At 40.2% G+C, this 23,457-nt stretch carries 24 protein-coding genes and 1 pseudogene; 11 read left to right on the top strand and 14 right to left on the bottom strand.

Translation table 11 applies throughout. From position 1 onward, the window contains the following. Positions 1 to 67: 67 nt before the first annotated feature. Complete coding sequence (gene cysK / locus F8R90_RS05480) at positions 68 to 1,027, bottom strand: cysteine synthase A (protein ID WP_196509911.1); 960 nt, start codon at positions 1,025 to 1,027, stop codon at positions 68 to 70. 1,163 nt (positions 1,028 to 2,190) lie between these two features. Between cysK and F8R90_RS05475 the strand changes: the two genes are divergently transcribed. The 6 genes from F8R90_RS05475 (at position 2,191) to F8R90_RS05450 (ending at position 5,478) form a co-directional block, all read left to right on the top strand. Then, the gene (locus F8R90_RS05475; protein ID WP_196509910.1) at positions 2,191 to 2,613 is read left to right on the top strand and encodes a hypothetical protein; all 423 of its coding nucleotides are present in this window, start codon (positions 2,191 to 2,193) and stop codon (positions 2,611 to 2,613) included. Between the two features lie 39 nt (positions 2,614 to 2,652). Beyond that, on the top strand, positions 2,653 to 2,934 hold the full coding sequence (locus F8R90_RS05470; RefSeq protein ID WP_196509909.1) for a hypothetical protein: 282 nt from the start codon (positions 2,653 to 2,655) through the stop codon (positions 2,932 to 2,934). A 2-nt stretch (positions 2,935 to 2,936) separates the two neighbouring features. Next, positions 2,937 to 3,248, top strand: a complete 312-nt coding sequence (locus F8R90_RS05465; RefSeq protein WP_196509908.1) for a hypothetical protein — start codon at positions 2,937 to 2,939, stop codon at positions 3,246 to 3,248. Positions 3,249 to 3,608: 360 nt separating this feature from the next. Then, positions 3,609 to 3,971, top strand: coding sequence for a hypothetical protein (locus tag F8R90_RS05460; protein WP_196509907.1), 363 nt, complete (start codon positions 3,609 to 3,611; stop codon positions 3,969 to 3,971). A gap of 135 nt (positions 3,972 to 4,106) precedes the next feature. Further along, positions 4,107 to 5,114 carry an LLM class flavin-dependent oxidoreductase gene (locus F8R90_RS05455; protein ID WP_196509906.1) on the top strand — a complete coding sequence of 336 codons (1,008 nt, stop codon included), beginning with the start codon at positions 4,107 to 4,109 and terminating at the stop codon, positions 5,112 to 5,114. Further along, positions 5,104 to 5,478 carry a hypothetical protein gene (locus tag F8R90_RS05450; RefSeq protein ID WP_181930331.1) on the top strand — a complete coding sequence of 125 codons (375 nt, stop codon included), beginning with the start codon at positions 5,104 to 5,106 and terminating at the stop codon, positions 5,476 to 5,478. Before F8R90_RS05455 ends, F8R90_RS05450 begins: the two co-directional genes overlap by 11 nt. Positions 5,479 to 5,584: 106 nt before the next feature. Here F8R90_RS05450 and F8R90_RS05445 read toward each other — a convergent pair whose 3' ends face one another. Further along, the gene (locus F8R90_RS05445) at positions 5,585 to 6,256 is read right to left on the bottom strand and encodes a Coq4 family protein (RefSeq protein WP_190890021.1); all 672 of its coding nucleotides are present in this window, start codon (positions 6,254 to 6,256) and stop codon (positions 5,585 to 5,587) included. A gap of 155 nt (positions 6,257 to 6,411) precedes the next feature. On the opposite strand from F8R90_RS05445, the gene F8R90_RS05440 reads away from it, so the two are divergent. Further along, the gene (locus F8R90_RS05440) at positions 6,412 to 6,996 is read left to right on the top strand and encodes a hypothetical protein (RefSeq protein ID WP_196509905.1); all 585 of its coding nucleotides are present in this window, start codon (positions 6,412 to 6,414) and stop codon (positions 6,994 to 6,996) included. A gap of 81 nt (positions 6,997 to 7,077) precedes the next feature. Here the strand turns inward: F8R90_RS05440 and F8R90_RS05435 are convergent, their stop codons facing one another. The 12 genes from F8R90_RS05435 to F8R90_RS05380 form a co-directional block, all read right to left on the bottom strand. Next, on the bottom strand, positions 7,078 to 8,661 hold the full coding sequence (locus tag F8R90_RS05435) for an alpha-amylase family glycosyl hydrolase (protein ID WP_196509904.1): 1,584 nt from the start codon (positions 8,659 to 8,661) through the stop codon (positions 7,078 to 7,080). A 125-nt stretch (positions 8,662 to 8,786) separates the two neighbouring features. After that, a complete protein-coding gene (hypB, locus tag F8R90_RS05430) occupies positions 8,787 to 9,635 on the bottom strand; it encodes a hydrogenase nickel incorporation protein HypB (RefSeq protein ID WP_196509903.1) in 849 nt (282 codons plus the stop codon). Continuing rightward, positions 9,626 to 9,967 carry a hydrogenase maturation nickel metallochaperone HypA gene (gene hypA / locus F8R90_RS05425; RefSeq protein ID WP_196509902.1) on the bottom strand — a complete coding sequence of 114 codons (342 nt, stop codon included), beginning with the start codon at positions 9,965 to 9,967 and terminating at the stop codon, positions 9,626 to 9,628. Before hypA ends, hypB begins: the two co-directional genes overlap by 10 nt. Before the next feature lie 20 nt (positions 9,968 to 9,987). After that, complete coding sequence (gene hypE / locus F8R90_RS05420; RefSeq protein WP_196509901.1) at positions 9,988 to 11,091, bottom strand: hydrogenase expression/formation protein HypE; 1,104 nt, start codon at positions 11,089 to 11,091, stop codon at positions 9,988 to 9,990. A gap of 58 nt (positions 11,092 to 11,149) precedes the next feature. Then, positions 11,150 to 12,328 carry a hydrogenase formation protein HypD gene (gene hypD, locus F8R90_RS05415; protein ID WP_196509900.1) on the bottom strand — a complete coding sequence of 393 codons (1,179 nt, stop codon included), beginning with the start codon at positions 12,326 to 12,328 and terminating at the stop codon, positions 11,150 to 11,152. Positions 12,329 to 12,512: 184 nt separating this feature from the next. Next, a complete protein-coding gene (locus F8R90_RS05410) occupies positions 12,513 to 12,773 on the bottom strand; it encodes a HypC/HybG/HupF family hydrogenase formation chaperone (protein ID WP_196509899.1) in 261 nt (86 codons plus the stop codon). An 81-nt stretch (positions 12,774 to 12,854) separates the two neighbouring features. Beyond that, positions 12,855 to 15,203, bottom strand: coding sequence for a carbamoyltransferase HypF (gene hypF / locus F8R90_RS05405; RefSeq protein WP_196509898.1), 2,349 nt, complete (start codon positions 15,201 to 15,203; stop codon positions 12,855 to 12,857). Positions 15,204 to 15,308: 105 nt separating this feature from the next. Further along, positions 15,309 to 16,523: a hypothetical protein gene (locus F8R90_RS05400; protein WP_196509897.1), complete on the bottom strand. Its 1,215-nt coding sequence runs from the start codon at positions 16,521 to 16,523 to the stop codon at positions 15,309 to 15,311. A 631-nt stretch (positions 16,524 to 17,154) separates the two neighbouring features. Further along, a complete protein-coding gene (locus F8R90_RS05395) occupies positions 17,155 to 18,000 on the bottom strand; it encodes a NifU family protein (RefSeq protein ID WP_196509896.1) in 846 nt (281 codons plus the stop codon). A 108-nt stretch (positions 18,001 to 18,108) separates the two neighbouring features. Continuing rightward, complete coding sequence (locus tag F8R90_RS05390) at positions 18,109 to 18,333, bottom strand: hypothetical protein (RefSeq protein ID WP_196509895.1); 225 nt, start codon at positions 18,331 to 18,333, stop codon at positions 18,109 to 18,111. An 8-nt stretch (positions 18,334 to 18,341) separates the two neighbouring features. Next, on the bottom strand, positions 18,342 to 18,608 hold the full coding sequence (locus F8R90_RS05385) for a hypothetical protein (protein ID WP_185586131.1): 267 nt from the start codon (positions 18,606 to 18,608) through the stop codon (positions 18,342 to 18,344). Between the two features lie 58 nt (positions 18,609 to 18,666). Continuing rightward, a complete protein-coding gene (locus tag F8R90_RS05380) occupies positions 18,667 to 19,635 on the bottom strand; it encodes a hypothetical protein (protein ID WP_196509933.1) in 969 nt (322 codons plus the stop codon). A gap of 1,128 nt (positions 19,636 to 20,763) precedes the next feature. On the opposite strand from F8R90_RS05380, the gene F8R90_RS05375 reads away from it, so the two are divergent. From F8R90_RS05375 to F8R90_RS32665, 4 genes and pseudogenes are all read left to right on the top strand, one after another. Beyond that, entirely contained in the window at positions 20,764 to 21,726 is a 963-nt protein-coding gene (locus F8R90_RS05375; protein ID WP_114083637.1) for a hydrogenase small subunit, read from the top strand. A gap of 178 nt (positions 21,727 to 21,904) precedes the next feature. Continuing rightward, positions 21,905 to 22,414, top strand: a pseudogene (locus tag F8R90_RS05370) (nickel-dependent hydrogenase large subunit); the annotation flags it as partial. Between the two features lie 476 nt (positions 22,415 to 22,890). Further along, on the top strand, positions 22,891 to 23,121 hold the full coding sequence (locus F8R90_RS05365) for a DUF433 domain-containing protein (RefSeq protein WP_114083639.1): 231 nt from the start codon (positions 22,891 to 22,893) through the stop codon (positions 23,119 to 23,121). Further along, on the top strand, positions 23,118 to 23,457 hold a 340-nt coding region (locus tag F8R90_RS32665), incomplete at its 3' end, for a DUF5615 family PIN-like protein (protein ID WP_230966126.1). The genes F8R90_RS05365 and F8R90_RS32665, both read left to right, overlap by 4 nt.

Genomic DNA, 23,457 nt, shown 5'->3' with positions numbered 1-23,457 from the left:
TTAAAGGGGAAAAAGGGATTTACCTTTTTCCCCTTTCCCCAGACCATTGTCTTCTTTCCTACTCTCTTTAACGCACGCCAGCAGTTTCTAAGGACAAATCCTGAAACATGGGGGTGCTGAGGTAACGTTCGCCGAAGGAAGGCTGAATCATTACAATTAAACGTCCGGCATTTTCTGGGCGTTTACCTACTTGAATTGCGGCACACAAAGCTGCGCCAGAGGATATCCCAGACAATAAGCCTTCTTCTTTTGCCAAACGTCGTCCAAATGCGATCGCTTGTTCATCGCTGACTCTAATTACTTCATCAACCAATTCTAGGCGGAGAACATCGGGGATAAATCCGGCACCAATACCTTGAATTCTGTGTGGCCCGGCTTCACCACCTGAGAGGACTGGGCTGTTGCTGGGTTCAACTGCGATCGCTTTAAATGTCGGTTTGCGCTGTTTGAGGACTTCTGCAATCCCAGTAATCGTTCCACCAGTACCTACCCCAGCAATGACCATATCCACTTCCCCGTCTGTATCTGCCCAAATTTCTTCGGCGGTGGTTTCCTGGTGAACTTTGGGATTGGCAGGGTTGCGGAACTGTTGCAGCATAAAAGCATCGGGAGTATTAGCAACAATTTCTTCGGCTTTGCGAATCGCTCCCCGCATTCCCTCAGCGCCTGGTGTCAACTCCAAAGATGCACCATAAGCTCTCAGCATAGCCCGTCGTTCTTGGCTCATTGTCTCTGGCATTGTCAAAATCAAACGGTAGCCACGCGCCGCAGCTACCATCGCTAAAGCAATTCCTGTGTTACCAGAGGTAGGCTCAACTAAAATGGTCTTTCCAGGGGAAATTGAGCCAGCCGCTTCTGCTGAGAGTACCATACTTAAACCAATGCGGTCTTTCACCGAAGCCGCTGGGTTCATACCTTCTAATTTGACAACTATCCTTGCTACTACTCCCTCAGCTTGAGGAATCTTGTTCAGTTGAACTAAAGGAGTCCGTCCAATCAGTTCTGTTATGTCTTGAGCAATCCGCATTATTTAACTCCTAAAATCCTAAATCTTAGTACAGAGTATTTACTTATAACAATAAGCTTTTGTGTATTTAATTTGCAGTTTAGTTACAATGAGTGCATATACTATGTATTCTAACTAAACCACAAAATATGAAAGTTTAGGAAGAACTTTTATCAGATGTTACCATTGATTCTCACTTCAGCAGACGGCTAGCTTGCCATGCTTTTATTTTACCATTTACAGTTATTGACTATTGTTTTTTGGGCTGAGATTCAATTTTTGTAATTCTGTATCTATAAATAATTTTTACCATTATTTTGAATATCTACTAATCCGGTTCGGTTAACGTGTTTATTCCTCGAAGATACCTCCGACTCCCCTTAAAAAGGCTTGCTCTTGCTTCTTATTATCCTCTTTTTCAGGAGGTCACCGCAGGCGGAGGCATCATATTGCAATATCTTCTATTTGTTATGGAAATATAATTTACTTTCAAAACATTTAATTGCTTTTCTTGAATTATTAGTCTATCTTTATCACCAGACATTGATATTTTCTTTTGAGTGCAGATTTTATCAACCCGAAATTGCATCAATAACAGTCCTTAACCATTGCCTACATTGCTTTTAGGTTGAGTGCAAAAACACCAGAACCCCACCTCGAAAACACTAGTACCCCGTCTCAAAAACACTAGCACCCATACCCCAATGATTTTTTTAAAGTCTTATCAGGTGAGGATTGCAGCCTTTGAGTACTATTCTAATGAATTTAATAATTTTAACGTGGCTGGGGTAAACTGTTTTGTGGAGAGCGGCTGATATAAATCGTATAGGATTTACGCAGAGATTCCCCTCTACCCCCCAACATTCCTGAGCGAAAGCTTAGTGAACTAGGGGGGACTTCTTAATCTCTCTTTTGAGAGTTGGATGAAATCGGATTCTTTGAATCTGAGTGCGTTATTTCTGACTGAATAATCCTCCTTTTTGTGAAAATGTTGGTAACTTTTCAGTAGCCAGTAGTCAGTGGTAATTAAAAAAACAACTGACAACTAACGATTCAGAAAATTACCGTTTACACATATTTTAATATCAAAACTGTTTGAGAGGTAGAGATATATAGCTACTTTAGATAAACAGCAAAAGATATTTTCTTACTGGGTGCATACTACCTAGCAAGGGAGAGCCAAGATGAAAGCCAAACTTTTAAATGTTCTTACAGTTTGCGTAGTTACCTTAGCAGTGCTTTCTCCAGGAGTAGTAGTATTTGGCATAGTTTGGGAGCGACATTTAGAGTTAGTAAAATCCCAGAATTTAGCCTGCGAAGTTAACAAGACTAGTACAGATGCTCCTGCGTTGGCTCCCCGAACAGAGGGTACATATTCCCCTCAGGCTAGCATCCAATCCTCTGACCGTAATTTGATTCATCAAATGCTGACTGTTGCTGAACAATATAAATTTGCCACTATCCTGCAATGGTTCTTCTTGTTAATCCCTATTTGTGTTGGTTTAGGGATTCTCTTTTACGACAGATATCTTGTTCATCGTGCTGCTGTTTTAAAAGAACAAGTTGAAATGTTGGAAAGACTGTGGCAACAAAGTATCGAACAGTGACCAATTCCCAATTAACTCACTAAAATCAACAAAAATATCATGTCAGAACAACGCCAGCAACTGTATTTTAATCTGATTGATGAATTGCTCAAATGTCCTAATGGTCAAGAACCAGAAATTTTAGAATCTAAGCCAGAATTAATTGACTCTGGTTTCGTAGAAACAATGTTACAAGTGGCAACTATGTTTGCCCATGAAGGCAATCAAGATGGTGCCAAATTTTTATTTTTTGTGGCGCGTGAGCTAGCTAAAGAACTAGGTTTATATCCGGAAGTTCCCAATACTGAAGTTGTAAATCCTGAAGCTGCCAATAAGGAGTAAAAATGCTGTTGACTTCAACGGATGCGGGACAAATAGCTTTAGAGCTACTCATGGCAGATTGGAATATTTCAGAAGAGAATCGAGAGTGGTTTACAATCTTTAACTCTCGTCTGATTGGCGAGAGTTGGTACACTGTGGAACTAGGTGTAGAAGGATTTCCAGATAGGTGGTTTATTCAAGTATATGACAATGGAGTGTGTGATCCAAACTATACATTTATATCACCAATCCGTGGTTCTGAAGGATTTACGGACTTTATAAATGTGCCGGATATTGTAGCAGAGGTCTTGGTTTGTGAACGCAATGCTCGATAATAATTAAAAATTCAAAATTTAGAATTCAACAATAGTTCGTAATTCGTTGACGTTTGCGGACTCACTACCGCTGCGCTTATAGATTGGGATTTAGACCCTACCCATAATGAATAGTAAAACCTGTGGAGGTCGCTTACTTTGATCCTTGATTTAATTACGAATTACGTTAGCGCAGCGGTAGCGAGTCCACGAGCGTCATTACGAATTACGAATTTTTAATATAAAGATGCTTTACGCAAATCGGAGGCGATACTAAATAAGGTACGCCTCCTTTTTTTGCAATATTTAATATTTTATTAAAGCCTAATAAGCTATTGTGTCATATTTAAATGACAAAATTATGTTATATTAAATAGCGTGATGGACGCTACAGAAATATCAGTTCCAATGATTGCTGAAGATATCTTAGCCAAAGAATTCACAAGAGTCCTCAACCACTACTACCCAAAAGTTGGGGAATTACTAGACGGGTGTTATGTGAAAGTCATCACCTGTTTTTGGGGACGACCTGCTAGACGCTTGCAATATATAGGAATTTATTGCTCTGCCGAAATGATTTCCTGTGTGCAAGCCCACAAAGAAATTCTCAGAGAAGTAGCAGACAATATGGGTCTAGTGCAGGTAGTCTGCATGAATGCCAAGCGATTGTTGCGCGATCCGATGTCGAAGGTTAAACACAATAACCCACGCCTATGGTTGGAGTTGCAGTGGGTTGCAAATTAGTCATTTATCGCATTAATGGAGAGGAGTAAATGTGTTTGTAGAGAGGACATTAGTCCTCAAATATATAAGCACTAAAGTGCTTACTACGAACATATTGACCACTAGAATAGCCAGCACAAAGTATCAACGCAAGTAATGAAAACTGGAATTTTCTGCAATTACGATAATCATCACCAAGATGCTCGTCGTGCCATCTTTGAGCAAGTCGCGCTGGTAAAACAGGCGGAAAGTTTAGGTTTTGAGTCAGCCTGGGTGAGTGAGCATCATTTTAGTGAATCCAATCTCAGCCCCTCCATGTTGCTGTTAGTGGCGCACTTGGCGGGGCTGACTTCAACTATCCAATTAGGCACTGCGGCGGTGTTACTGCCATTTCATAACCCGATTCGGGTAGCGGAAGATATCGCCACCTTGGATAACCTGTGCAATGGACGATTATTATTTGGAGTTGCTAAAGGCGGCCCCTTTCCCCAACAAAACAAGCATTTTGCGACACTCCCCAGTGAAGCCCGTCCTAAGATGCTAGAGGCGATCGCATTGATTCAAAAGCTGTTATATGCAACTGATGTATCATTTAATGGCAAGTATTATCAATGCGATCGCTTGACAATTTACCCAAAACCATTGCAGCAACAAATACCAGTATATGTTGCCACTGGCGGTGATGATGGTATCGAGTTTGCTGCTAAACATTCCTTCAGCTTGATGGGTGGGCCGCCATTCTCCCTACAGAGATTGAAGGATACTGTTGCTAAATATCGAGCCTTAAATTCTAGTGGTGCAGAAAACTTCGTGCTGGCACGCTTTTTTTATGTTGGCAAAACATTTGATGAGGCAGTGAGTGAGGCATTGCCTTTCGTTCGCCAATTTAGCCAGAAAATGAAAGCTAATACGGCTCAAGTATTGCAGAATAGTGCAAATACCAACCAAAAACCATTTGATCGCACAAACATTTGTTTCGATGAAGATTATTTGATTGAAAATTCAATTATTGGTGATGTGGAGACTTGTCGAGACAAAATCAAGAAATTTCAGGACGAATTAAATTTAGGTACCCTAGCACTCAAACCCTCGTCTGCGGATCTGCAAAAAAACCTGGACAGTTTGACGCGCTACAACCAAGAGGTGCGAAATTATGTCTTCTAAACTATACCTGCTTCCTCCCGATGATTTACCTCCCACTGAGGTAACGAAACAGGATGGAATGCTGCAAATGGAGCTAGAACAGTCTACTGGCAGATGCTTTTATTTAGCCTGCGATCGCATTACGCGAGTCCTATTATCTAATTGTCAGTGGTATATCACAACAAATGCTAGCATCCTCACATTAATTGTTGACTGCCCTGATTTAGTATCTTACTGGCATATTGTTAGCAATATTGCCCAGTTAGGTAATAGGTTAGAGCGGTTTGCTAGCAATGGCAAAATCCGCGTTTATCCGCCATTTGGTAAGGGGATGCCATTTGAAATCAGCGTAAATGAAATATCTGCTTATCGAGATTGGCTTTGAGGTAAATAGAAACTGGGAATCACACAAAATATAGCTGTCTTCCACCCTGTACTCCTAAAGTGCAGGGTGTTGCAATTGTTATCAAAGCTACTCTTAAATAGCAGTTTTACGGTGTAGAATATACTCCCAGATGCTCACGAATTTCGCTGACTGGCACATCCCAAAGTTGATCCCATTTTTGCGCGATAAATTTACCTGGAGTATGAGAACCCAACTTGTAGCCACGAGATATTTCTGTCATTAAAGCTTTCAAATTAGTAGGTTGATAAAGGCTAATCATCGCCATACCAAAACTCAAAAGCATCACGTTGATGGGAATTGGAGTCTGAGCTAAGAAAAAAGCTTGTAGACCAATTTCACCAACTACATTTGTGTCAAATCCAGCAACTACATGATATATGTCATGGGTGGATCTCCAAAGCATTTTAAGATAGGAAATGTCATCAACAACAGGAACTTTTTTATAAAAGTAGGGATCGAATCCTCTAGCTTTCATTTCTCTCGCATAAACATGACCTAGTGTTCCTTCTGGGAGTTTGCCTAAATCATCTAAATTGAAAGGGGCCGGTAGCCAGCGTTCTGCAAATAAAGCGTTCACTTCAGGGATTTTTTTTAGTTCATCAACAGCTAGCTGTGCCATTTCTATTTGGTCGAGTGCGTCCTCGAAGTCAAATACTCTATTAGTATTACCATCTCCGATTTTGTGGGCACTAGATGCCAGAAATTGAATGTAAGCAAGAAGTCCTTTATCGTTGTTGTAAGTAATTATATTGTCCATAGTGATTATTTACTTGGAGATATAATGTGGCTAATTTAAATCCGAGTCTTCAATTTTGGAATATATTTATCCCGTTTTTCATGATTCTTCAGAGGTATTTAGCGAAAGTTTTTGCTAGAAATATGTTTAAGTAAAAACACTATCTCAGAGAAGAGATGAATGATCAAGAAATGGAGCAGCACATTAATCTAAAAATCAAGAGTTTCCTGTTAGCTGCCATTACACTATCTCTAAGTATGTGGGATCTCAGCTTTAACTTGGGAGCCTTTAAAGTTATTTTCTTTGAGAAAATCTTCTTAATTTGGGTAGCTTCATCAGCAACTCTCCTAGCGTGCCTTTTACTTCCACGCAACCGTTCACCAATTACATGGCCAGGATTACTGGTGATGAGTATCCCTACATTGTGGTTTATCCTGCCTTTTGTGCCTTTCCATGAAGTTTCTACGACGGGTGCTTTGCGAAAGATAGTTAGTCTCGGCTTAGGAATTGTTGTTTATCTGATTTGCCTACCTTATACCCTTTATATGGTTTTTGCGATTATTAATGAAGACATTATTCATCTGTCTAAAAAGCTGATTATAAAATTGATTGTGATACTTTTAATTATTGGCTATATCGGATATTTTGTTGGTAGTCATAACTATCTATTTTTGTCATGTTTTGACTTTAAAGTGAGTGGCAACGATTTGCCAACAAATTGTCTACAAGAAGGACATAAACCATTAAGAAGATTTCGATGAAAATTAGAATGTAGATATTTCGTAATTGCAGGGCAAAGCATTTTGATAAAACCAGAGCTTTGCCCAAATGTTGGTGTTTGCTTACGCCAAAATCACCATTCCCGAAGGAGGCAAATCAATTCGCACAGTTGCTCGACGGTCATTATGATGTTGTACAGCTACAGTTTGGTCGCGGGGTGGGTGGCGTAAATATGAATCGCTCCAATCGCTTTTGTATAAAAAGGTCATGGTCGAGTCTTGAGGATGCATGTAAGTATCTACTGTCACTTCTGCACCGCGATTTTCTAAGCCGTTGGTATTCAGCACCATCAACACTTCTGTGTCAAATAAAGTCTGTGACCAAGCAACTAATTCGCCTTGTCCGGGAATTGAGAAGGGGGAGTTACAAAAGGATGTTTCGCGCAGGTAATGATGTCCACGGCGCAATGCTTTACCAATTTTATCGTGACTGTTGCGAATCCGCGCGATCGCAGCTATCCGCAAATAAGTAGGATGGTCGATATCGAAGAAATGACAGTCTGCTGTTTGAAATGCGCCAAAAGCACCGCCAAACATTGCTTCTTTGATATATCTATCTTCGGCAAACCTGCCACCTTCTATGCTGTAATCGTGATAACCTTCATTCCCATCAAAAGCCTGTTCTGTTCCATAATAAATAGCAGGAATTCCTGGCATAGTTAATTGGACACCGACAGCATGAGCAACTTGCTCATAGAGATTAGGCACATTACTGTATGCGGCAAATCGCTGCTTATGAGTCCGGGATGACATTTCATCGTCATCCAAGATAGAAACATGATATGTGCCAATTTGGCGGTATTCTCCAGCGAGATTGTTTTCGCTATACAAATCGAAAAATTGCTTGGGGTGTACTAACCCTTTTGCGAATGCAGCCAATTCATTAGGGGTCTGTGCGATGTCTAATACAGCACTAAGGTTGCGAGCAATAATGTCTATGTAAGCACCAGCCATACTACCGGAGGTTATTTCCCCAGTCAGTAAAAAGTTGTCTTTACCGATAGATTCAGCGTACTCACGAATTGCAGTGCAGAATTTGCGGGAATCTTCAGGGGAAACGTGCTTAAGGGAATCTATCCGCAAGCCATCACAGTCAGAAAGAGCAATCCAATATTGATAAACTCTGGCTAAAGCTGCAATTACGTCATTTCTGTTGAACCAGTTATCAGCAGTCTGGTTGTAAATTACATCTAGGATTACATACATCCTGCGATCGTGGGCAGCATCAATTAAATCTCTTAAATCTTGAGGAGTGCCAAAGTGGGGGTCAATATTTAAGAAGTCTTGGATGCGATCGCTGTGGTAAGCTTCTAATTCAGAACGTTGTCGCCAAGGTGGATTAATCCACAGCGTTGTTACTCCCAATCGTTGCAAATAGTCTAACTTACTCTTAATTCCCCTAAGAGTACCACCAACAAAGTTTGTACCTGCTGCCATCCAGCCAGCTTTATCTTTAACCTGGAATTTTAAAAGGTTATTGCGGTCAAAGAGTTCCCTTTGATTTTCATTATCATCACTGAACCTATCTAATAGCAATTGGTACAAAAACTGGTCGCGCCAACTGATAGGACTCGGATAAACTCTCCCTCGTGGTTTCAGGTTTGTTTCAGAGAGTTGCTGGGGTGTCAATTCTTCAACTTTAGCCATGAGGATTTACGCACAGATAGGAAAATGGCAGTATGCATCTCCTATATTGCAAAAATACTTCAAGTTTTCATGAACCCATAGAGGGATTTAGTAATACAGTGACTTAAATTTGTGATGACAGGTTTTTAAGATTGAGAAGGAAGTAGTACTGACAAGTTTGTTACCTTTTCAGTTAGCCACGCATACCAATTCTCTAACCCAGCACCAGTAGTTGCAGAAACCTGAAAAATCTGAACTTGGGGATTTACTTCTTTAGCATATTCTATGCAGTTTTTAACATCAAAATCCACATAAGGTAGCAAATCAATTTTAGTCAGAATCATGATGTCACTAGCACGGAACATATGCGGGTATTTTATCGGTTTATCTTCTCCCTCCGTGACGGAGAGAATCACGACTTTTGCCTGTTCTCCCAAATCAAATAAAGCTGGACAAACTAAATTTCCTACATTTTCAATCATCACAACTGAATTTAGTGGCGGATTCAATTGTTGTAAACCCCTATCTATCATTGATGCATCTAAATGACAGCCTGTTCCGGTATTGATTTGGATGACTTTAGAACCTGTTTCTTTAATTTTTTTGGCATCGTTAGCAGTTTCTTGGTCGCCTTCAATGACACTAATAGATAATTGATGCTTTAAATCATTGATGGTTCGCGTTAAAAGAGTTGTTTTCCCTGCACCGGGAGAACTCATTAAATTTAAGGCGAGAATATTTCGACCTTTAAACCATCCGCGATTTTGGGCAGCTAGCAGGTTATTCTTTGCCAATATATCCTGTTCTAAGGATATCGTTGTATTGTGTATTTTGGCATGAATTTGAGACGCTTCTATATGAGTATCATGGCTGTGGGAATGAGTGATGACAGTTCCATCTGGTAAAGTGTGAGTATGATTATGTTCAGCTTCATCTGTTTCTAAATTTGTAATTTTTATTTCGCCATCATCAGAACAACCGCAGGTTACACACATAATTCCTCGATTTCTATTTCTTTAATTTTCAGTTCTTCACCAGTAATTAAATCTAATTGCACGCTACCGCAGTTACAGATGCCAAATGGTTTATCTAAATCAATTTCTGCACCACATTGGCGACATCGACCTAAGCCGGGAATTTCTAAAATTTCTAATATCGCCCCTTCTAAAACTGTGCCTTGAGTGCAAATATCAAAACAAAATCGGATAGCGTCGGGCATAATGGCTGAAAGTTTGCCAATTTCTAATAAAACTCGCTGCACTTTTGCGCCTTTGGCGTTTTCAGTCACAATTGCCACAATATTTTGGGTAATTCCAAGTTCGTGCATACTATAAAATCTATTAAATATTAACAAATTCGTGGCAATTGGTCGCCTACCAGCATATCAACAATCCTTTCAGCACCAAAAACTGTTTTTAACAATACGATACCTGGGGGTGAGGTAATAACTTCGCCAATAATACAAGCATCTTTACCTGCTGGGTGTAATTTCATAGCTGCTAAAATATTGTCAGCATTCTCTTTTGGAGCCACTACAACTAACTTACCTTCATTAGCTAAATATAGTGGGTCTAAACCGAGAATTTCGCAAACTCCGTTGACTTCTTCGCGCACCGGAATAGTTTCTTCAAAGAGACGGATTCCTACGTTGGAACTGAGGGCAAATTCATTTAGTACTGTAGCTAAACCACCGCGTGTAGCATCTCGCATAGCATGAACTTGTGGACATACATGGAGAATATTTTCTACTAAACTATGCAACGGCTGACAATCACTTCCAATATTAGTATCTAAGGCTAATTCCCCACGGGCAATTAGAATTGCTGTCCCATGATTGCCTATTTCACCATTAATTATTACGGCATCTCCAGGTTTAATATTGTGGGCAGAAATGTTAACTCCTCGTGGGATAATACCAATACCAGCAGTATTAATAAAGAGTTTATCGGCTGCACCACGATGTACAACTTTTGTGTCACCAGTGACAATTTGAATACCAGCTTTTTCTGCGGCTGCTTTCATACTGGTTGCGACACGGCGTAAGATTTCTACAGGTAATCCTTCTTCTAAAATTACGCTGCAAGTTAGGTATAAAGGTTTAGCACCACTGACAGCTAAATCATTAACTGTACCGTTTACGGCTAATTCTCCTATATCACTACCAGGAAAAAATAAGGGGTCTACAACATAAGAATCTGTTGTAAATGCAAGTCTGTCTCCTTGTTGCATGAGACTGGCTAAGTTGAAGCTGGCTTGGTCTTCTAGTTGGGAGAGAATTGGATTATCAAAATTGCTGACAAAGATATCATCTATTAAATCGCGCATGGCTTTACCACCGCTACCATGTGCGAGAGTTATATGAGTGTCTTGCACTTTATTTTGGCGACGGCGGACTTTTTCTATTTTTTGGAATAGGGGATTTTGTATTGGGTTTGTGGGGGAAATATTCATATTAAATTTTTTTTAAACGCAAAGGGACGCAGAGGGAAGCGCAGAGGTACGCTGAGGATTAGTCTGAGGAGAAGCCGCAGGCGGGGAGGGGTTCTTGAGTTATTTTTGGTTTTGGGGCGATTGTTCTTTTGGCAATTGTGGAGAGTCGTCCGTATTTGTAATAGGCTGCACAAGCACCTTCGGAAGATACCATACAAGTACCGATTGGTGTTTCTGGTGTGCAAGCTGTACCGAATACTTTACACTCCCAAGGTTTTAAGACTCCTTTAAGAATTTCTCCACATTTACAAGCTTTATGGTCGGCTACTTTGAGATTAGGAATGGGAAATTTAAGTTCGGCATCAAATTGAGCATATTCAGGTTTAATTTTTAATCCTGAATAGGGGATGTCACCCAAGCCACGCCAATCAAAACTATCTCGCACGGTGAAAACTTTATTTATGGCTTGTAGGGCTACTGTGTTTCCGCTTTTTTGGACAATTCGATTATATTGATTTTCAACTTCACAACGATTTTCTATTAGCTGTTGCAACACCATCCAAATTGATTGGAGAATATCTAAGGGTTCAAATCCTGAGACGACTATTGGCTTATTATATTGTTGGGAAATAAATTGATATGGGTCACTGCCTATTACCATACTGACATGGCCAGGCCCAACAAATCCATCTAGTTGTAAGTCGGGATTATCTAATAGTGCTTTGAGCGCGGGAATCACGAGGACGTGATTGCTAAACATACTAAAGTTATGAATTTCTTCGGCTGCTGCTTGCAGAATGGTGAAGGCGGTGCTGGGGGCTGTGGTTTCAAAGCCTAATGCGAAGAAAACTACTTCTTTGTTGGGGTTATCTCTGGCAATTTGTAGGCTATCTAGGGGAGAGTACACCATACGGATGTCTGCACCTTGTGCCCTAGCTTGCAGTAAAGTGGTTTTGGAACCGGGAACTCGCATTGCGTCGCCAAAGGTGGCAAAAATGACGTTATGATTTTGAGAGATTGCGATCGCATCATCTAATCTCCCTTTTGGCATAACGCATACTGGACAACCAGGGCCATGAATCAGTTCGATGGTTTGGGGTAATATTTCTTCGATACCGTATTTAAATATGGAGTGAGTATGTCCCCCGCATACTTCCATGATTTTGATAGGTTTTTCTAGCTGGTGGCTTAATTTGGTGATTTCGCGGAGTATGGCTTCTGCTTTTTCCGGTTCGCGGAATTCGTCAACATATTTCATAGGAAGTGAGGAGTAGTGAGTTTTATGTATCTGTTAATTTCGTTTTTGTGGTAGAGAGTTTTTTTAACGAACCGCAAAGGACGCGAAGGGCGCGTTCGCGCAGCGTCTCGTAGAGAAGGAAGAGAGAGACAAAGGAAGGAAGAAAGATGTTTGAAACTGTTTTCTGCGTGAGAAAAAATATTATTTAAGTATTAATTCCTGCTTGTGCTGCTGCTAATTCTTGAAGGAGTTGTAATGTTTCTGCTGCTTCTTGTTCATTAATTCGATTCATAGCAAAGCCAACATGGACTAATACCCAATCGCCAATACAAGCTTCGGGTGAATGTTGTTGATCTACGATGCAGGCAATATTTACTTCGCGCTTCACACCACCAATGTTAACTAGGGCTAGTTTATGGTTAACGTTGGTAATTTCTATAATTTGTCCGGGGATTCCTAAACACATTTTTTTATTTTGAAGATAAACTAACCGCAGAGGCGCGGAGAACACAGAGAGAATTTTTTGTCAGAGAAGGGTTGTTAAATATCAATACTTGTGTATTAATTTTGCGGCTGCAATCACTGCTTGTCCTAGAGATAATCCGCCGTCATTAGCTGGAACTAAGCTATGAGTTAGTACTTTTATCCCTAATGTTTCTAATCGTTTGCTAACTTGCTGTAACAATATACAATTTTGAAAGACTCCTCCTGTTAAAGCTACCTGATTAATCAGATTTTCTTCACAAAGATGCTTAACCATTTCCACAATCGCATTAGCTAAACCTTTGTGAAATTTGGCAGCTATAACTGGTTGGGGAATCTGCTGTTGCAAGTCATAGAGTAAGGCTTGCCACATTGGGCGCGGGTCTATACAGTAAATACTATCTGAAAAGCTAAAACTAAAAGGATATATTAGCGCTTCTTTATCATTATTTAAGCTGCTAACATCTACTATAGCTTCCATTGCGATCGCAGCTTGTCCTTCATAGCTACATTCTTCAGGGCAAATACCGATAGCCGCCGCTACTGCATCGAACAACCGCCCCACTGAAGAAGCTGGAGGAGAGTTAATTTTTTTCTCTATAAGTTGATTTAGTAGCTTTAGTGGTTTTTTATTCAGTAATTTTACGATTTCTAAATCAGCATACTGTTGTTGGTAATCATCCCAAAGGTTAGCAGCTATTAATTGGGCGTAGGTATTACGCCAAGGCTGATAAATTGCTTGTTCACCACCAATCATTGCTACTGGTTTAAATGTTGCTAGTCGCTGAAATTTCTGATAATCTGCTAAAAGAAATTCTCCGCCCCAGAGTGTACCGTCATCACCGTAACCTAAACCATCTAAAGCAATACCTAATACTGGAGGTGAATTTAAAGGAATCCCATTTTCTGCCATACAAGCAGCAATATGGGCGTGATGATGTTGGATTTGATGAATTGGAATTTGATTTGTATCTGCTAGTTCTTTACCAAGTTTGCTGGCAAGATATTCAGGATGTTTATCAATGGCGATTACTTCTGGTGTATGTTCAAATAAATTTAAGTATAAGTTTAAAGTCTCTTGGTAAGCATTGAAAGCCGCAGCATTTTCTAAATCTCCCAGATGTTGAGATAGAATCGCTTCTCCTTCACGTAATAAGCAAAAGGTATTTTTTAACTCACTACCCATTGCTAAAATTTGCGGCACATTGTCAAATCCTGGCGGTAAACTAATCGATGCTGGTGCATATCCTCTGGCACGGCGAATTGTTTGGACTTTATCACCGATAATACGCACAACAGAATCATCTACCCGATTAATAATCTCTCTATTGTGAAAGAGAAAATAATCGGCGATTGTCCCTAATTTTTCTCTTGCTTCGTCATTATCAATACATTGTGGTTCATCGGCAAGATTACCACTTGTTAAAATAATTGGGCGATTCATCCGCCGCAGAATTAAATGATGTAAGGGCGTATAAGGTAGCATGAAACCAAGAGTATTTTGCCCCGATGCTACCGATGATGCTACTAGTTTTTTACCTGTTACTTGTAATAAAACAATTGGTGCGGCAGGACTTGTCAATAATTCTTTTTCTTTGGCATTGACAGTACAATATTGTTCAATTATTTCAATATCTCGCGCCATTAAAGCAAATGGTTTGTGATAGCGCCTTTTACGCTGCCGCAGTTTTTGTACAACGGTTTCCTGAGTTGCATCGCAAGCTAAATGAATACCACTTAAGCCTTTAATTGCGACAATCTCACCCTTTTGCAACAAGGTACAAACGGCATCCACATCATCCAGCATGGAAAACATGGACGCAGTAACCGATTTACCATCAGCGCGTTCTAACCAAGCTGTGGGGCCGCAAACATGACAAGCTACAGGTTGGGCGTGAAAACGGCGATTTTCAACATCGTGGTATTCCTTTGCACATTCGGGACATATAACAAACGCAGACATACTGGTATTGCATCTGTCATAAGGAATCGCACGAATAATACTCAGGCGAGGGCCGCAATGAGTGCAATTGGTAAAGGGGTAGCGATAAAAGCGGCTAAAGGGGTCGAATATTTCTTGTCGACATTGTGGACAAGTAGCTGCGTCAGGGACAATTTCTGTTTTAATGGCATTATTGACGCTACTAGAAATCACAAAATTGTTAAAGTTAAATTTACCTTCGTAAGGAATTCTAGTTAGCTGATTAATTTTTGCTAATGGTGGACATTCTGTTTGCAATCTGGCAACAAATTCTGCTAATGCTTCTTCACTACCAGATACCCGAATTAATACACCTTGCCCATCATTACAAACATCTCCATACAAACCGTAAGCTTTAGCAAGACGATATACAGTAGGTCGAAATCCTACTCCCTGAACAGTACCGCGAACTCTAATTTCTTCAGTCGCCATATAAATCTGACTTTCAAAAATTACGAAATGAGACTACGCAAAATTTCCTTAGCTTCTTATTTCTTTCTTTGCGTACTTTGCGTACTTTGCGGTTCGTTTATCATATTAAAAATTATTAAACTGCCACACCAATATTCGATTATTCCCAGAATCAGCTATCACCGCCGTATTGCCACAAATTTTTATCCCATAACACCAATTTAAACTATCTCGCTTAGGCAGTCCAAAATTACGATTTTCACCTTTACTTTGAAAATTTATTTGTCCTGCCAACCCATCTGCCATTACCCCTTGCAGTGATAAAATTGATTCCGGCTTTCTCCATCCTACCAAACGAGAATTAGCAGTATCTGCAACTACTAACCAATCTCCAGCCACCGCCACACCATAAGGCATACTTAAACTACTGGCACTTGGCAAATAAACTCCTTGATTCATTTCCACAAAATCAAAGCTTTTTTGCCCTAAAACCACAGCACAAGGAGCATTATTTTCTGTTGGCATTCCCTGCCAAATCATCACTCGGTGATTACCTGCATCGCTGACAACCAAATTTTCTCCCCAAAAAGCGATGTCGTGACACCAACGCATACTCGCTGCGGTTGGAGAATCACCACCGTTTTCATTGCGAGATATCATATCTGGTTGTCCTAAAACTAAATCAGCAGGTTGACCATTTTCTGTTGGTAACTGATGCCAAATTAATAGTCTTCGATTACCAGTGTCAGCAATAAATAGCCGTCCTTGATGATAGAAAACACCATAAGGCCAGTGCATTGTACTAGCAGATGCTTGTTGATTACCTCGATTTGGCTCATTATCAGTAAAATTAACTTGCCCTAACACCAAATCTGCTGGAACATTGTTATCTTCTGGTAAGTTTTTCCAAATTAAAACTCGATGATTCCAAGCATCTGCGACAGCTAACCCTTCGCCGCAAGCACAAATGCCTGTTGGTACACTTAAGGTTGCCTTTCCCGGTGTAGTTTTAGCATTTTGTCCTTCATGATAAAAGTCAGGCTGTCCAATTACCCAATCAGCCGGTTGACTATCTCTTGTGGGTAAATTCTTCCATCCTAATAATCGATGATGTCCTGTATCTGATACCCATAATGGGCCGGTTTCTGATAACAAACAAGCACCACGAGGGCCAAACATTGTTGTGGCATTGGGTGCTACAGGTATAACTAATTGTTCTGGTTCAATAATGTTACCTAAAATTACCTCCGCACCTTGAGGTGATAGAGGTAAATATTGAGAAATTTCTGTTGCTTCTAGCGGTAATTGTGATATGGGATTAATTATGATTGGGATATCCATGAACCGCAGATAGAGGCTGATAATTATTTAAAAACATTAATGTTGATTAGCATGTAACAACAGTAACGGTTTTGCATTATGCTTTTTTTAAATTCAATTAAAACCTTTAATCACCTTCGATATTAATCAAGCTTAAAAAACTCCAGCTTATCCTTAGTAACTTTTACTACATAGCGAATCTTTGCCATAAGTGCGCGATTTACTGAAATGAGAAAGCAAACTGGGGTTTGAGAAAGTAAAAGTTTATTTTGCTTGCGGAAAACACTAAAATGAGTAAGTAAAAGCTGCTTTTACTTGCGGAAAACACCAAAATGAATAAGTAAAAGCTGCTTTTGAGAAAGTAAAAGCTCATTTTGCTTGCGGAAAACACCAAAATGAGTAAGCAAACTGGGGTTTGAATAAGTAAAAGCTGCTTTTGAGAAAGTAATATGCTTTTTTACTTTCTCAAAACACTAAAATCAATACCTGAATTACACAAATGAGAATGAATTTAAAGATATTGAGAAAGCATTCGGGCATTTTGCTTGCACAAAAAGCTAAAATGAATGCGCGAACTACTGAAATGAAAAAGCAAATTAGCCGTGATTGACTAGTCGCCAAGTAGATTTGCTGAAATCTTACCTTTGCATAATCATTTTTGTAGTTTCACAAAAACCTTATCTTCTTTAACCTTAACTAGATACGACTGAAGCGAAACATCAGGCACGGTTAAGCATTTACCTGTCTCTAGTTTGTACTGGAATCCGTGGGCAGGACAGGTAATAATACCATTTTCAACTTTACCCTTTTCTAAGGGAGATCCTAGATGGGTACAAGCATTACGGTAACATTTAACTGTAACGCCTTGACGATGTAAAATTAGTGAAGTACCAGCAAGTTGTACTGCGACTACACTAAATTCAGGAACTTCATCAAGGGTCGCTACTTTCATCCAAGTACAAGTTATTTTTGAAGAAAACGGACTAATTAAACTAGAATTTGCGTTGTTAACAGTAGGGCTATTATTGACTGCGACAACTTTAGTAATTTCAGGACAATGGTTTTTTATTGCCTGTTCTACTCCCTGAGATAAAGTCAAAGTAGAAGCCGGACAACTGCTGCAAGTTCCGATTAATCTAACTTCTACTGTATCTGGTGACTTAATTGCCACTAATTCTACATCCCCATTATGGCTTTTTAAACCTGGGCGAACTTCTTCAAGGGCTGTTTCAATTCGCTGTGCTAATGGTGGTTTTGGTGGTTTGACTAACTCGTGATACAGTAGCACTGCATACACTAATTCATCTGCAACAGCATGACGCAAAGCTGGCATTGATTCTTGTTTTAGGCTTTTAATCAAATTAGTCAATGCAGCTTTATGCAAAGCTTCAATTGCTCTTTTTAGACCTACTGCTACACACCGTTGGCTTTCATCCCAATCGGATATAATTGCCTCAAAACGATTAATTTCCTGAATTAATTCTTCAAGATTTGTCATTTGTCATTTGTCATTGGGCATGGGGCATTGGGTATCCCTTCGGCTTCTCTACGAGACGCTGCGCGAACACTCAGGGCAAGTGGGTATTGGTTGTTTATCAATGACAATTCACTTCATTTTAAAATCTTTGAAGAGAAACGGCATAATCATGCCCGTCACTAAGCTAGATAAGATGATTGGTAGGTAGAAGGGAATGGGGGCTTGTGCAAGTAACACTAGCAGTAAGAAACCTACGGCAATACCAATAGTAGTTTGCTTGACAAAAAATATTGGATTGCGTATTAGCTTTCCTTTAAAAAATAACTTGGCAGATAACCATCCTAGCTCTAACATATTTTCTCCTAATAATTTGTCAAGAAATTTAAAGCAACAAGCCCTAAGAAGATGGCAGGAATTACACCCGCAGGGGCAAATAATGCACCAAGCATTGCTGAAAGTTGATATCCTATATCTTTACCAGCTAATAGCATTCCACCAATTGCACCGCCAACCATAGCTAAGGCGGTTGCTATAATTAGCCAGACCAATTCTGTTGCTATGTTAAGATCGCCATCTGCTAAACTTGTGAGAAAATTTATCAGATTTGGCGTTGTTAAAATCTCTCTCATGCTGTTTTTTCCTCATTGTTTAAGTAAAGAGTTAAGAATCAATTTAGATCCATAACTCCTAACCTTTCATTTCTGCTTCTACATCTTGTAATGCTTGGACTACTACCTCTGCTTGTGCAACTTGTTGGTATTCCGTAAATATTTCTAAAGCACTTTGATAGTAGATACGGGCTTGCAAAAGATTTTGAGGATTACCAGCTTCTGGTTTTTCAGGGTCGTCTGGTAAGTTGAATAGGGCGTTGGCTTTGTTGGAAATTGTGTTAGCGTACTCTAAAGGTGTATCTTTGGGATTACGCACTTTTAGCGCTTCGTTATAAGCTGCGATCGCACGCAAGTTATTCTCTACAGGATGGGAACTGACTAAATATTGCAAAGCGTTGCCTAAGTTGTTTTGCAACATCGCATATTCTCTAGGATGGTCAATCAAAGTAATGTGCTTTAACGCCACCTCAAATGATTGCACAGCTAACCCTTGACGCAAGTATTCTCGTTCTGATGCTAAGGGCATAGAAAGGTAAGCGATCGCAATATTGTTATACAAAATCGCGTATTCTTGGGGGTAATCCTCCCAAGTAAAGACTCGCAACGCCTCATGATAAGCCTGGATGCTGTCAGTTATCCGCGCCAAATTGAATGGCACTAGCGACTGCAACACCAGCCCAAAATTCATCTGCGTTTCTGCCACTTCCTCTGGCGTTGCTAATTGTTGTAAAATCGGTAACGCCTCTTCATAACCGACTTTAGCTTGCATCAACAGTTGGTAATCAGCATCCGGTATTGCCTGTAACGTCCCCGCCATACCCACTTTGGCCCTGGCTTTCAGTAGGGGATACTCCTCACCACACATCTCGTAGGCCCGGTAATATAAGCCAACTGCATTCCGCAAGTCTTGGGCAGCTTTGGGCTTTTTTTGAAAACCCTGTGCTATCTCAATCAGCATCTGGATTTTTTCTTCTGCTGAGGCTGACTCTGAAGCAACAGCTGCGATCGCAGCCTTCACTGCTGAATCTGTAATGCTGGGGGTCATAACTCTGCCGTACTCTAGCCAATTGGGAATTGAGTCCAACACCCATGAATGAACGAGACACATTTACGCATCTCATCACGGGCCATACTGATTTACGCAGGCTTCGAGTCCTTTAGGCGGAATTCCCCTTTTTGTCTGAGACTAGGGATTAGTAACTGGGGACTGGAGAAAAGTTTTCTAAACGCCCAGTACCCAATTCCCAATCCCTAAAATATAAAACACCCTATTTCCAAAATTCTAGGGGGAAATTGCTAATATTAATGTCAGCTTTAAACACCTAATATTTTTAAAATACTTTTTGTATCATCACCTGACACAATCCCAATATTCTTTATTGAATTGTTGACATATATAATATTTCCCGTAGATTTCATTCCACTCTCTCTGCACAGCGATCACTCTTTGTAATGAATTTTATCGGCAATCGCTTCCATGAAACTGCATCAAAGACACTTGCCTGACCCATCCTGACACTGTTCAATAGCTTTAAAAGCCTTAGTCCTTATTCCACATAGCTTAGAGCTTTTCTTAGTGCCATTCCCCCAAGGTGCTAACAGTTAGTTGGGCTGTGGAAGCGTTGGCGTTCGCGCAGCGTCTCGTAAAAAGCCCACCGTAGGCTAGGCATCGCTCGTCTTGGCGGCTACCTAGAACATCAAAGCAAAACACTCATTGGTATCCTATGGCGAGGCTGGTTAAAATTATACGACCTCTGTGTTCGCGTAGCGTCTCCTAGGGAAGGTTGGAATCTTGCTAGAGAGACTCAACGGGAAAAGTCAGAGTCTTGATTCTCTTACCTATAAAGCAATTAAAGCATTATGAAATATTTATTAAAGATTTTGTTAACTGTCTTAACTGTCTTAACTGTCTTAACTGTCGTTGCATTCTAAAAGTTAACTTTATTTTTTTTATTTTAATTTTTTAGAGATGTTACAAATATCACAGACATAACCATGTAAACTCATATTGAGAGGATCTAATTTATTGTTAATGATTAATTCTTTTTTAATGCAAGTGAATTAAATAAAAAAATATCTTAAGATGAAAAAATAAATATTGATAACCAGGTGAGACTTTACAAGCATTATCACCTAAATCATGCATGGTAAACAATACAAAAACACCTAGCCCATGACTAACGTACTATGGCTACAAGGTGGTGCTTGTTCAGGCAACACCATGTCATTTCTCAACGCTGAAGAACCGACAGTCTGCGATTTAATTGCCGACTTTGGTATCAATATACTTTGGCATCCTTCCTTGGGGCTGGAATTAGGCAACGATTTACAAACACTGCTACGGAATTGTATTTCTGGCACAATTCCTTTAGATATCTTGGTATTTGAAGGCAGTGTTGTTAATGCCCCCAACGGTACTGGCGAATGGAATCGGTTTGCCGATCGCGCCATGAAAGATTGGTTAGCAGACCTTGCCAAAGTTGCTAAATTTATCGTTGCTGTGGGAGACTGTGCAACCTGGGGAGGAATTCCCGCCATGTCACCCAATCCCAGCGAATCGGAAGGTTTGCAATTTCTCAAACGTCAAGAAGGCGGCTTTTTAGGGAAAGATTTTGTATCGCAAGCCGGATTACCTGTAATTAATATACCTGGATGTCCCGCCCATCCCGACTGGATTACGCAGATATTAGTTGCGATCGCTACTGGACGCATAGCAGACATTGCTTTCGATGAACTAAATCGTCCCCAAACCTTCTTCAACACCTATACTCAAACAGGTTGTACCCGCAACATCCACTTCGCCTACAAAGCATCAACCGCCGAATTTGGTCAGCGTAAAGGCTGTCTATTTTATGACTTGGGTTGTCGCGGCCCCATGACTCATTCTTCCTGCAACCGAATCTTATGGAACCGCGTCTCATCTAAAACTCGCGCTGGGATGCCTTGTTTAGGTTGCACAGAACCAGAATTTCCCTTCTTTGACCTCAAACCAGGAACCGTATTTAAAACCCAAACAGTAATGGGAGTTCCCAAAGAATTACCGCCAGGGGTGAACAAAAAAGACTATGCCTTACTCACAATGGTGGCTAAAGATGCAGCACCACCTTGGGCAGAAGAAGACTTTTTTACAGTTTAGTCATTGGTCATTAGTCATTGGTCATTTGTCCTTTGTAATTTGACCAATGACTATAACTTTTGATACTTTCCTCTAGGATAAATCAAGTATTTCGACTATTTAACAGGGGGGGCGAGTGAATAATTCCCAATGACAAAGGACAAATGACAAATAACAAATGACAAAGGACAAATGACAAATGACAATTCAATCATTAGACATTTCGCCCGTCGGTAGAGTTGAAGGCGATTTAGATGTTCGAGTCGATATTGAACATGGACGGGTAGTCAACGCCTGGACACATGCCGAACTTTTCCGAGGATTTGAAGTTATCCTACGCGGTAAAGACCCCCAAGCCGGATTAATTGTCACGCCTCGCATTTGCGGAATTTGCGGCGGTTCTCACCTGACATCTGCATCTTGGGCATTGGATACAGCTTGGGAAACAGAAGTTCCCCGCAATGCAATTTTAGCTAGAAATCTTGGTCAAATTGTCGAGACAATTCAAAGCATCCCCCGCTATTTTTATGGTTTGTTTGCCATTGACTTAACCAATAAAAAATACCGCAATAGTCGCTATTATGACGAAGCTGTTAGACGCTTTGCCGCTTTCACTGGCAAATCTTACGAACTCGGCATAACAATTTCCGCTAAACCCGTAGAAATTTATGCACTATTGGGCGGACAATGGCCCCACAGCAGTTATATGGAAAGAAGTTGGGGAATTGCTTATATAGTAAGGATTTGCTAGGATATGTGTAATGATTCCCTGGTTTTTCCTTAAATTAGGCGATAAACCCACGGTCAGCTACACCATAAGCAAAGATAGCAAGCAGTAAATCCATTTATTTTTCTCTGCTAAAAGTTATTTGCTTTTCTCAGGTATTACCTAATTTTTCCCTAACCCTAGATTAGCGATCGCAATTAAGGAAGTCCAAGGCAAGTAGTTAAGTATAATTATTTTCTTTATATTGAAGTATAAAGCGGGATTTTTCTCAATATAAATACGTAAATAGTAATATCTGAGTTTAAACAATTACAGGTCAGCTTATGTATATAAGTATTGATTTGTTTGGATATTGAGCGATCGCTTTTCTCAAAGATGTTTAATGGTGAAATTATTGAGTTTTTAGCAGAAATACATGGTACGATCAGACGAATTGGCAAAAATGCACTAGCCACATAATGAATTACAGAAACTATATCACAATTGAAGCGAATAAACGCGGTGGTAAGCCTTGTGTGCGTGGCTTGCGAATTACAGTTTATGAGGTGCTTGAATACCTAGCTTCCGAGATGACCGAAGCAGAAATTCTTGATGATTTTCCCGATCTAACGCGAGAAGATTTAAAAGCTTGTATTGCTTATGCGGCTGACCGTGAACGTCGGCTTATGATTTCTCCATTATCAGCATGAAATTACTGTTTGATGAAAACTTATCCCCTAAATTACCCACCCGATTGAGCGATCTTTTTCCAGACTCACTTCATGTTCGAGATATAGGCATGAAAGCAACAATAGACCCGATAGTTTGGGGAGCATCTCACCTTTGCAAATACAGGTATAATTTTGGGAAAAAAGTTACACTGGCAACAAGAGCGGCAAGTGCAATTACTATGAACCCTGAAGACTTCAAACGTTTGGAAACCTGTTTGCAGGAAGCAGCAGAAATTCTTTATCGGAATACGCCAACAGAAGAGTTGACAAGCTTTGAGAGTATAGAAAAAGCAGTAAGGACAAAGATGCTAGAGC

Source organism: Nostoc sp. NZL, assembly GCF_015714705.1.
Classification (GTDB): Bacteria; Cyanobacteriota; Cyanobacteriia; order Cyanobacteriales; family Nostocaceae; genus Nostoc; species Nostoc foliaceum_A.
The sequence above is the reverse complement of the archived record's forward strand: the minus strand, read 5'-3'. Positions and strand labels throughout refer to the sequence as shown.